We start from the raw sequence: 11,206 nt of genomic DNA, 5'->3' as shown, positions 1-11,206 counted from the left end.
GGGACTTGCAGCGTGTCCCGCACCCCCGCCCGTACCCGCCCCAAGCGACAAGGCAACGCACTCGCGCGCTCTTGCCTCTCCCATGGGCACCTAAAAACCTCAGCCAAAAATCATTGAAGAATTGTAAAGCGAATGAGAACGCTTTACATTTACACACCCTGCGCTGCCAGCGCGGGCCTGGCCGGAATCCACGGACGGCCGCCAGGTCCTGCTCACCCAACGGCAGCAAAGGAACCGACCCACGGTCGGCGCGTCCCCTCCCTGGATGGATCTACCGCCTGGCGCCCTCGGCGCTGGCTTGCCGTGCCTGCTGCCTGCCGTTTTCCCCTCACCGACCTGCCCGAGACCTGCGCATGCCCTTCCGCCACCACCCGCCCCGCTCCCTCCGCCGCGCCCCGCTCGGCCTGGCCCTGCTCGCCGTCCTGTCGCTGGCCTCCCCCCTGGCCCTGGCCGACACCAGCGCCGATGCCGCCAGCGGCGCCGACGCCAAAACCCTCGACAAGGTCAGCGTCGTTGGCGACCGCCCTGCCCCGTCCAGCACCACCCGCCTGCCCATGACCCTGCAGGAAACCCCGCAGTCGGCCAGCTCCATCGGCCTCCAGCGCCTCCAGGACGAATCGTTGTTCAGCATCAACGACGTCCTGCGCAACGTCACCGGCGTCAGCGTCTCCTTCTACGACACCCAGCGCCCGCTCTACTACGCCCGCGGCTTTGCCATCACCGACTTCCAGGTCGACGGCATCCCCACCTACAGCGGCTCCACCAACCAGGAATACGACACCGCCTTCTACGACCGCATCGAAGTCATCCGCGGTGCCAACGGCCTGCTCAGCGGCGCCGGCGTGCCCTCGGCCACGGTGAACCTGCTGCGCAAGCGCCCGGGCAAGGACTTCGACGCCTCGTTCTCGGTCAGTGCCGGCAGCTGGGATTACCGCCGCATGGAAGCGGACGTCAACGCACCGCTCACCGCCGACGGCCGCTTCCGCAGCCGCGTGGTGGCCGCCTATACCGATCGTGATTTCTATTACGACCGGTACAAGGAAAACAAGATGGCCGGCATGGCCGTGCTCGAAGGCGATCTGACCGACAGCACCACCGTCACCGTCGGCTACCAGACCCAGGACAACAACCCGGTCGGTTCCACCTGGGGCACGGTCCCGTTCTTCGACAGCCAGGGCAACTTCGCGCACCTGCCGCGCTCGACCAACGTCGCCCCCAGGTGGAGCTACTGGCAGCGCGAAACCGGCACCACCTTCGCCAATCTCGAACAGCGCCTCGGCGAGGACTGGCTGCTGAAGATCAACACCGCCTACACCCGCGGCAACGTGCAGAACATCCGCCTGTACGGCAGCGGCTACCCCGACCCGGCCACCGGGGCGGGCATCTACCTGCGCACCGCCGCCGGCGATTCGGAAGACACCCGCCGCAACGTGGATGCCTACCTCACCGGCAGCTTCGCGCTGTTCGGCCGCGAGCACGAGGTGACCCTGGGCGCGCAGTGGGCCGACCTGGAGAGCACCACCAACACGCTGGCGCTCAACTACCCCGCCGACTGGGCGCGCTGCGGCACCGAGCGCTGCTACTACATCCCCAACATCCACAGCTGGGATGGCGACATCTCCGAGGTGACCTACACCCGCACCGGCGCGCGCCGCGTGGCCAAGACCACCCAGAGCGGGGTGTACCTGGCCACCCGCCTGCGCCTGGCCGACCCGCTGTCGCTGATTGCCGGTGCACGCCTGAGCCGCTGGCAGACGCTGACCCGCGCCTACAACGTGGCCGGCGCCTACACCGCCACCAGCGGTGCCTACAAGGTGGACGATGAAGTCACCCCGTACGTGGGCCTGGTGTATGACATCACCCCCAGCGTGTCGGCCTATGCCAGCTACACCGAAATCTTCAACCCGCAGAACTTCAAGGACAAAAACGAAAACCTGCTGGCCCCGGTGCAGGGTTCCAACCTGGAGGCGGGCATCAAGACGCAGTGGTTCGATGGCCGCCTGACCGCCAATGCCGCCGTGTTCGAGGCCAAGCAGGACAACTACGCGGTGCGCGACATGAGCGTGCCCGACGGCTCGCTCAGCGATGGCACCTCGGCCTACATCGGCGTCAACGGCACCAAGGTGCGCGGCTGGGAAATGGACGTCAACGGCGAGATCCTGCCGGGCTGGACGGTCAACGCCGGTTTCACCCACGTCAAGATGACCCGCGCGGCCACCGACCTGCTCTACGCCAACCCGGCCGAAGACCTGCTGCAGCTCAACACCCAGGTGCAGCTGCGCGGTGCGCTGGCGCGCCTGAGCGTGGGCGGCGGCGTGCAGTGGCAGAGCAAGGTGCAGGGCTACAACATCCCCTACCCGCTGGGCGGCACGGTCACGGTGAACCAGCCGGCGTATGCGCTGGTGCAGTTCAATGCCAACTACCGCATCAGCGACAACTGGACCGCCACCCTGAGCGTGCGCAACGCGCTGGACAAGACCTACTGGGCCAACCTGGACTACAACAACTACGGCGAACCGCGCTTCGTGGCGGCCAGCCTGCGCTGGAAGTTCTAAGCGCAACCGGCGGCTTGCGTGGGATGCCCCGCCACGGCCCACGGTCGTGGCCTCCCGGGGTTCGCCACGCCCCCCGCGCGTTTCAACCTGAATGGGCCCGCCGCTTGGCGGGCCTTTTTTTTGCTGCGCTGCGGGTTGCAACCGGCTTCATAATTATGGCGTAATTATCTGGACGCCATCTGGAACCCCGTCGATGAATCCGAGCTGGGACACACTGGAACGCGGCCGCCAGGCGCGGCTGGAACGGGCCGCCCCCTGGGCCCGCGGGCGCGAGGTCGCCGCCAAGGACGTGGCCGACCTGCTGCACGCGCTGCTGGAACCCGGCGACAAGGTCTGCCTGGAGGGCAACAACCAGAAGCAGGCCGATTTCCTGGCCCAGGCCCTGGCCGAGCTGGACCCGGCGCGTGTGCACGACCTGCACATGGTGCAGTCGGTGCTGTCCCTGCCCGCCCACCTGGACGTGTTCGAGCGCGGCATCGCTTCAAAGCTGGACTTCTCCTTCTCCGGCCCGCAGTCGGTGCGGCTGGCCAACCTGGTCGCCGAAGGGCGCATCCAGATCGGGGCCATCCACACCTACCTGGAACTGTTCGGCCGCTACTTCATCGACCTCACCCCGCGCATGGCCCTGGTCGCCGCGCAGGCGGCCGACCGCCACGGCAACCTCTACACCGGCCCCAACACCGAAGACACGCCGGTGATCGTGGAGGCCACCGCTTTCGGCGGCGGCATCGTCATCGCCCAGGTCAACGAAATCCTCGACACCCTCCCCCGCGTCGACATCCCCGCCGACTGGGTCAACTTCGTGGTGCAGGCGCCGCGCCCGAACCACATCGAACCGCTGTTCACCCGCGACCCGGCGCAGATCTCCGAGATCCAGGTGCTGATGGCGATGATGGCCATCAAGGGCATCTACGCCGAGTACGGCGTGAACCGGCTCAACCACGGCATCGGCTTCGATACCGCGGCGATCGAACTGCTGCTGCCCACCTATGCCGAATCGTTGGGGCTGAAAGGAAAGATCGGCCAGCACTGGGCGCTCAACCCGCACCCGGCGCTGATCCCGGCGATCGAATCGGGCTTTGTGTCCTCGGTGCATTCGTTCGGGTCCGAGCTGGGCATGGAGAAGTACATCGCCGCCCGCAGCGATGTGTTCTTCACCGGCGCCGACGGGTCGATGCGCTCCAACCGCGCGTACTCGCAGACCGCCGGCCTGTATGCCTGCGACATGTTCATCGGCTCCACCCTGCAGATCGACCTGCAGGGCAACAGCTCCACCGCCACCCGCGACCGCATCGCCGGCTTCGGCGGCGCCCCCAACATGGGCTCGGACGCGCGCGGCCGCCGCCATGCCAGCCCGGCCTGGCTCAAGGCGGGCCAGCAGGCCGCGCGCCCGGGCGAGATGCCGCGCGGGCGCAAGCTGGTGGTGCAGATGGTGGAGACCTTCCGCGAGCACATGGCCCCGGCCTTCGTCGAACGCCTGGATGCCTGGGACCTGGCCGAGCGCGCGGCGATGCCACTGCCGCCGGTGATGATCTACGGCGATGACGTCAGCCACGTGCTCACCGAGGAAGGCATCGCCAACCTGCTGCTGTGCCGCACCCCGGAAGAGCGCGAACAGGCCATCCGCGGCGTGGCCGGCTACACCGCGATGGGCCTGGGCCGTGACCGCGCGATGGTGGAAAACCTGCGCGACCGCGGCGTGATCCAACGTCCCGACGACCTGGGCATCAACGTGCGCGATGCCAGCCGCGACCTGCTGGCCGCACGCTCGGTGAAAGACCTGGTGCGCTGGTCCGGCGGTCTGTACGACCCGCCCAAGCGCTTCCGCAACTGGTAAGGGACAGGCCATGGAAACCCTCGACTATCGATTCAACGGCAGCACCGATGTGCCGTTCCCCCGCGCCGCGGTGCTGGTGGGCGTGCTCGCCTCGGGCAACCTGGAAGTGCTGCTGGAACCGGCGGCGCTGGACGGCACCATGACCGTGCAGGTGATCACCGCCGCGCAGGGCTTTGGCAGCATCTGGCAGGCGGTGATCGGCGATTTCGCCCGGCGCCACCCGCTGCGCGACGTGCGCGTGTCGATCAACGATGCCGGCGCCACGCCGGCCGTGGTCAGCCTGCGCCTGGACCAGGCGGTGCAGGCCCTGACCGCCGGAGGTGGCGCATGAGCCGGGTGCACCGCCACAGCTACTACGAGGCCGACGCGCGCGAGCGCATCGCCGGGCTGCTCGATGCCGGCACGTTCACCGAGCTGCTCGGCCCTGCCCAGCGGGTGCTCAGCCCGCACCTGGCCCAGCTCGACCAGCCGGCCGCCTTCGACGACGGCATCGTGGTGGGCGAAGGCCGCCTGCACGGCAAGCGCGTGCTGGTGGCCGCCCAGCAGGGCCAGTTCATGGGCGGCGGCGTGGGCGAAGTGCATGGCGCCAAGCTGACCGGCCTGCTGCAACGCGCCGCCCGCACCCTCCCCGAGGGCGTGCTGTTGCTGCTCGATACCGGCGGCGTGCGCCTGCACGAGGCCAACGCCGGGTTGATCGCCATTTCTGAAATCATGCGCGCCACGCTGGACGTGCGCGCCGCCGGCGTGCCGGTGCTGGCGCTGATCGGCAGCGGCAACGGTGCCTTCGGGGGCATGGGCATCGTGGCGCGCTGCTGCACCACCGTGATCATGTCCGAGGAAGGGCGGCTGTCATTGTCCGGCCCGGAAGTGATCGAAACCGTCCGCGGCGTGGAGGAGTTCGACGCACGCGACCGGGCGCTGGTGTGGCGGGTGACCGGCGGCAAGCACCGCTACCTGATCGACCAGGCGCAGGTGCTGGTGCCCGATGCGATCGAGGCCTTCGCCCAGGCCGCCGCCGACGCGCTGCAGCCGGACACCGCCAGCACCGATACCGACACCGCGCTGGCTGCCCTGCAGGCCCGCCACGCCGCGCTGAAGGCGCGTGCGCAGGCGTGGGGCGGTTGCCGCGACGGCGTGGATATCTGGGCGCTGCAGGGCATCGAAGATCCGCAACGGCTGCCGCTGCTGGAGACCGACGACTTCCTTGCCGCCACCGCCCACCGGAGCCTGCCATGAGTGTTTCGCCCGACACCCGCCCCGCGCTGGCACCGCTGCTGGCCGCGCTGTTCCCGGCCGGCCATGCCATCGCCGTGCACGATTCGGTATTGACCGGCACCGCGCGCACCGCCGACGGCGAGGTGACGGTCATCGGCACCACCGACAAGATCGAAGTCGGCGTGGACCACGCGCTGGTGCTGGCCGAGACCGTGCTGGCCAGCACCGCCGCGCATCCGCATCGTCCGATCGTGATGCTGGTCGATACCGCTGGCCAACGGCTGGCCCGCCGCGATGAACTGCTGGGCATCAACGGCTATTTCGCGCACCTGGCGCAGACCCTGGACCTGGCGCGGCGGCGCGGTGCGCGGCTGGTCACGCTGGTGTACGGCGAATCGGTGAGCGGCGGCTTCCTGTCCTTCGGGTTGATGGCCGACCACATCCACGCCCTGCCCAGTGCGCAGGTGCGGGTGATGGACCTGCGTGCGATGGCGCGCGTGACCAAGCAACCGCTGGAGAAACTGCAGGCATTGAGCGAGAGCTCGCCGGTATTTGCGCCGGGCGTGGCCAACTACGTGGCCATGGGCGCGGTGCAGTCGGTGTGGGACGGCGACCTGGCCGCCGCGCTGCTGCAGGCGCTGGCCACGCCGGCCAGCGGCGACCGGCGCGCGGTGCAGGGTGCCGAGCGCGGCGGGCGGCAGCAGGCCGCCAGCGTCGCCGCCCGGGTGGCCGCCGGCGATGCCTGAGCAGCCGGCCCGCCACACGCTGGTCTGGCTGGCCCCCCAGGCCGGCTGGCGCGCCGACGTGCCCGCGCGTGAGCCGCGCCTGCTGGCCTGGTTCGCGCAGGGCGCGCCTGCGGTGGTGGCGCGACGGGCAGCCGACGATCCCGATCCCCGCCTGCGCCTGGGCGTGCCGCTGCCACCGGCCGAGGGCAAACAGCGGCTGGCGCTGCGGGTAGCGCGGCAGGACATCGCACGCCAGCTTGCCCCGCCCACCCTCGGCGCGGTGATCGCCACGCCCGGGCTGGCCCACGATCCGGCGTGGCGGCCGGCCCTGCAGGCGCTGGATGCCATCGCCCCGGCGCGCGTGTTCGGCGCGTTCGCGTGGCAGTCCCTGACCGGCCTGGCCTATGTGCACGCCGGCTCGGACATCGACCTGCTGTGGCGCGTGCATTCGCCCGAGGTGGCCGACCGCCTGGTGACGCGGCTGCAGGCCTGGGAAGCCCACTTCAGCCGGCGCGTGGACGGCGAACTGCTGCTGGCCGGTGGCGGCGCGGTGAGCTGGCGCGAGTACGCCGGCAGCACGCGCCAGGTGCTGGTCAAGCGCATCGATGGCGCCGCGCTGGAACCGCGCGAGCGGTTGTTCGATGCCACCGGCATCCCCGCATGAACGCCACTGCCTTCGCCTCCCTGCCCCGCCCATCCGCCCGCATGGACAGCGCGCGGCTGGGCCGGCTGGCCATCGCCAGCCTGCATGCCGAACTGGCCTGCGCGCCCAAGCCGGGCCTGGTGACGCCGTTCGACCGCGGCAGCCACGCCGACATGGATGCCGGCACGTTCCTGCGCAGCCTGTTTGCGCTGCGCCACTATTTCCGCGATGCCGCCCGTGCCGGTGCCGTCGATGCGCCCTTCGCGCATCTGCGCGCGCTTGGCATCGCCGCCGAGGCCGCGATGCAGCGCGCCACCGGCGGGGTCAACACCCATCGTGGCGCGATCTTCAGCCTGGGCCTGCTGGTGGCGGCGGCCGCCGCATGCCGTCGCGATACGGCCGGGCCGCCCGCCGCCGAGCAGGTCTGCCTGGCCGTGCAGCGCTGGGCACCGGCGTTGGCGAGTGCGCCCCTGGACCCGACCAGCCCCGGCCAGCGCATGCGCGCCGCCCATGGCGTGGCCGGCGTGCGCGAACAGGCCATCGCCGGGTATCCGATCCTGCGCGAGGTGGGCCTGCCCACCCTGCGCCACGCGCTGGCCGCCGGGCTGCCGCGCGAGGCCGCGCTGTGCCACACGCTGATGCGGCTGGTGGCGCACGTGGACGACCTCAACCTGCTGCACCGTGGCGGTGCCGATGGCCTGGCCTGGGCACGCGCGCAGGCACGGGCGTTCATCGCCGCCGGTGGCGCCTTCGCCCCGGGCTGGCACACGCAGCTGGCGGTGATCGGCGAGGGCTTCGTCGCACGCCGGCTCAGCCCCGGGGGCAGTGCCGACCTGCTGGCCTGCAGCTGGTTCCTGCTGCAGCAGGAGGCCGCATGAGCCTGGCCCTGCTCTGCCCCGGCCAGGGCGCGCAGCACCCGGCGATGTTCGACCGGGTACGCGACCTGCCCGCCGCGCGCGAGGCGCTGGCCGCGCTGCAGGCGGTGCTGGGGCGCGACGCGTTCGAGGCCGCTGCCGGCGAGGATCGCTTCGACAACGCGGTGGCGCAGCCGCTGCTGTGCGCGGCCAGCCTGGCGCACTGGCAGGCACTGCGCACGCGCCTGCCATCGCCCACGGTGGTGGCCGGCTACAGCATCGGCGAGCTGGCCGCGCAGTGCATCGCCGGCAGCATGGACGTCACCGCCTGCCTGCAGCTGTCTGCACGGCGCGCGCAGCTGATGGATGCAGCCAGCCCGCCGGATGCGGGCATGCAGGCGGTGCTGGGCCTGGCGCGCGCGCCGCTGCAGGCGCTGTGTGCGGCGCACGGTGCGCATATCGCCATCGTCAACGGCGCCGATCACTTCATCGTGGGGGGCACCCGCGCGGCCCTGCAGGCGCTGGCAGGCGCGGCAACGCAGCGCGGCGCCGAGGTCCGCCCGCTGCCGGTGCATGTGCCCGCGCACACCCCGCTGCTGGCCGTGGCCGCCGAGGGCCTGGCGGCCGCGCTGGCACAGGCCGCGCTGGCGGCGCCGCAGCGCATGGTGCTGGCTGGCATCGATGCCCGCGCCGTGCGCGATCGCGCCGGCGTGGTGCACACGTTGTCGGCCCAGCTGGCGCAGACCATCGAGTGGTCGCAGGTGCTGCGCCAGGCCTTCGAGCGTGGCGCACGGGTGTTCCTGCAGCTGGGCCCGGGCACGGCGCTGGCGCACATGGTCGCCCGCGACTACCCGTGCTGCGACGTGCGGGCCATCGAGGAATTCCAAGGGCTGGACGGGGCGGCGGCGTGGGTGGACGCCACCCTGGGCCGGCGGGCGTAAGCGTTGTCGTGATGCCGTAACGCGTCGTACCCGGGGATGGCGGGCTTCCATCCGTGCTGTACGCCAATCACGTGTCTGGGAGGGCGCATGAGTCCACAAGTCGCAACGATCATCGGTCTGGTGATCATGTTCATCGTCGCCACCGCACTGCCGATCAACATGGGCGCGGTGGCCTTCGCGCTGGCCTTCATCATCGGCGGGGTGTTTGTCAGCATGGAGGGCAAGGAAGTGCTGGCGGGCTTCCCCGGCGACCTCTTCCTGACCCTGGTGGGCATCACCTACCTGTTCGCCATCGCGCAGAAGAACGGCACCATCGACCTGCTGGTGCATTGGGCGGTGCGGGCGGTGCGCGGCCGCATCGTGGCCATTCCCTGGGTGATGTTCGTGGTGACCGCGGTGCTCACCGCGTTCGGCGCACTGGGCCCGGCGGCGGTGGCGATCATCGGGCCGGTCGCCCTGCGCTTTGCCAAGCAGTACCGGATCAACCCGCTGCTGATGGGCCTGCTGGTCATCCATGGGGCGCAGGCCGGTGGCTTCTCGCCGATCAGCGTGTACGGCAGCATCACCAATGGCGTGGTGCAGAAAGCCGGGCTGGAAGTCACCGAGATGGCGGTGTTCCTCACCAGCCTGGGCTTCAACCTGATGATGGCCACGATCTGCTTCTTCGCCTTCGGTGGCGTGGCGCTGCTGCGCCGCGGCGCGGTGGCGGTGGGCGGCGGCGTGGGCACGGCCGGGCTGGCGATGGCCGGCGGGCCGCAGGCCTCTTCGCGGCAGTTCGCGATCGAGGGCCACGGCGCCCTGGTGGCGGCCGGCGGCGGCACGCTCTCCAACGACCCCGATGCGCTGGAGGCGGTGGGCATCACCCGCGAGCGTCTGTTCACCCTGGTGGGCCTGCTGGGACTGGGCATTGCCGCGCTGATCTACAACCTCAACGTGGGCCTGGTCTCGATCACCGTGGCGGTGGCGCTGGCGCTGCTGTCGCCGAAGAGCCAGAAGGGTGCGGTGGATGGCATCAGCTGGTCCACGGTGCTGTTGATCTGCGGCGTGGTGACCTATGTGGGCGTGCTGGAGAAGGCCGGTGCGGTGGACTTCATCGGCAATGGCGTGTCCGACATCGGGCTGCCGCTGCTGGGCGCGCTGCTGGTCTGCTACGTGGGCGGCATCGTGTCGGCCTTCGCCTCCTCGGCGGCGGTGCTGGGCGCGACGATCCCGCTGGCGGTGCCGTTCCTGATGCAGGGGCACCTGGGCGCGGCGGGCGTGATCTGCGCGCTGGCGGTGTCCTCCACCATCGTGGACGTGAGTCCGTTCTCCACCAACGGTGCGCTGGTGGTGGCCTCGGCGGCCAAGGAAGAGCGCGAGTCGCTGTTCCGCCAGTTCCTGGTCTACAGCGGCCTGGTGGTGGCCTTCGGCCCGCTGCTGGCGTGGCTGGTGTTCGTGGTGCCCGGCTGGATGTAAGGGCTGGCGGGCGGGGCCGCGCGGGGCGCGGGCCCGCCCCTTCCGGATGAAGGGATTACAATCTGGCATGGCCATTGCTCCTGCCCCGCGATCCACCAAGAAGCGTGCCCCCTTGTATGAAGAGGTGGCCGAGCATGTGCGCGAGCGGATCTACGACTACCGGCTGCCGCCGGGAGAATGGATCGACGAGCCGGCGCTGTGCGAAGAACTGGCGATCAGCCGCACGCCGCTGCGCGAGGCGCTGAAACTGCTGGCCGCCGAAGGCCTGGTGCAGATCGATGCCGGACGCGGTTGCCGGGTGACCCGGCTGACGCTGGAAGACCTGAACCAGTTGTTCCCGGTGATGGCGATGCTGGAAGGCCGCTGCGCGCACGAGGCGGTGCGCAACATCGACGATGCCGGCGTGCAGCAGCTCGAGGCGTTGCATGCCGCGATGGAAGCGGCCGCGGCGGAGGGCAACATCGCCGAGTACTACCGCAACAACTACCTCATCCACGAGACCGTGCAGCATTACGCCGGCAACCCGTGGCTGATCCGCATCACCCACGACCTGCACCGCATCCTGAAGATGCACCGCGGCCGCCAGCTGCTGGCGCCGGGGCGCACCGCGCAGTCGCTGGCCGAACACCGCGCGTTGATGGAGTGCTTCCGCCAGCGCGACGCGGCCGCGGCCGAGCGCACCATGGAACGCCACCTGCTCAGCCAGGGCCAGGCCCTGGCCGCGTATGTCACGGCCGGTGGGTTGTTGAACGTGCCGGCGCCGCTGCCCACGGAGGGGGGCAGGTAGCCGGTTGGAACGGTGGGCGGCTGCGCGGTGTTGAAGCCCGTGCGGCGGTGTTTGAGCCAAGGGTAATGCCGGCCGCTGGCCGGCTCCTGGGACGCAAAGGTAGTGCCGGGCGCTGGCCGGGGGCGGGGGAACCCGCCACCTGCCGAGCCGGCCCCCGGCCGGCCCGACCCGGGTTAGATGCGGGTTGTTCCCAG

The 11,206-nt window shown here is 70.5% G+C and carries 10 protein-coding genes; all 10 read left to right on the top strand.

What is annotated here, in order from left to right; translation table 11 throughout:
* The first annotated feature begins 353 nt into the window (after positions 1–353).
* The gene (locus RSA25_RS04710; RefSeq protein WP_332807744.1) at positions 354–2,555 is read left to right on the top strand and encodes a TonB-dependent siderophore receptor; all 2,202 of its coding nucleotides are present in this window, start codon (positions 354–356) and stop codon (positions 2,553–2,555) included.
* A 193-nt stretch (positions 2,556–2,748) separates the two neighbouring features.
* Positions 2,749–4,392: a malonate decarboxylase subunit alpha gene (gene mdcA, locus RSA25_RS04705; RefSeq protein WP_332807743.1), complete on the top strand. Its 1,644-nt coding sequence runs from the start codon at positions 2,749–2,751 to the stop codon at positions 4,390–4,392.
* A 10-nt stretch (positions 4,393–4,402) separates the two neighbouring features.
* Complete coding sequence (gene mdcC / locus RSA25_RS04700; RefSeq protein ID WP_332807742.1) at positions 4,403–4,723, top strand: malonate decarboxylase acyl carrier protein; 321 nt, start codon at positions 4,403–4,405, stop codon at positions 4,721–4,723.
* Positions 4,720–5,628, top strand: a complete 909-nt coding sequence (locus RSA25_RS04695) for a biotin-independent malonate decarboxylase subunit beta (protein WP_332807741.1) — start codon at positions 4,720–4,722, stop codon at positions 5,626–5,628. Before mdcC ends, RSA25_RS04695 begins: the two co-directional genes overlap by 4 nt.
* On the top strand, positions 5,625–6,353 hold the full coding sequence (gene mdcE / locus RSA25_RS04690; RefSeq protein WP_332807740.1) for a biotin-independent malonate decarboxylase subunit gamma: 729 nt from the start codon (positions 5,625–5,627) through the stop codon (positions 6,351–6,353). Before RSA25_RS04695 ends, mdcE begins: the two co-directional genes overlap by 4 nt.
* Positions 6,346–6,996, top strand: coding sequence for a malonate decarboxylase holo-[acyl-carrier-protein] synthase (gene mdcG, locus RSA25_RS04685; RefSeq protein WP_332807739.1), 651 nt, complete (start codon positions 6,346–6,348; stop codon positions 6,994–6,996). The genes mdcE and mdcG overlap by 8 nt, the downstream gene beginning before the upstream one ends.
* A gap of 41 nt (positions 6,997–7,037) precedes the next feature.
* Positions 7,038–7,853 (top strand): triphosphoribosyl-dephospho-CoA synthase MdcB, encoded by an 816-nt coding sequence (mdcB, locus tag RSA25_RS04680; protein ID WP_332807749.1) that lies wholly within the window; start codon positions 7,038–7,040, stop codon positions 7,851–7,853.
* Entirely contained in the window at positions 7,850–8,770 is a 921-nt protein-coding gene (gene mdcH / locus RSA25_RS04675; protein ID WP_332807738.1) for a malonate decarboxylase subunit epsilon, read from the top strand. Before mdcB ends, mdcH begins: the two co-directional genes overlap by 4 nt.
* A gap of 87 nt (positions 8,771–8,857) precedes the next feature.
* On the top strand, positions 8,858–10,225 hold the full coding sequence (locus RSA25_RS04670) for an SLC13 family permease (protein WP_332807737.1): 1,368 nt from the start codon (positions 8,858–8,860) through the stop codon (positions 10,223–10,225).
* A gap of 67 nt (positions 10,226–10,292) precedes the next feature.
* Positions 10,293–11,012, top strand: coding sequence for a GntR family transcriptional regulator (locus tag RSA25_RS04665; protein WP_332807736.1), 720 nt, complete (start codon positions 10,293–10,295; stop codon positions 11,010–11,012).
* Positions 11,013–11,206 lie beyond the last annotated feature (194 nt).

This window comes from Stenotrophomonas sp., from assembly GCF_036662295.1.
Lineage (GTDB): Bacteria > Pseudomonadota > Gammaproteobacteria > Xanthomonadales > Xanthomonadaceae > Stenotrophomonas.
The sequence above is the reverse complement of the archived record's forward strand: the minus strand, read 5'-3'. Positions and strand labels throughout refer to the sequence as shown.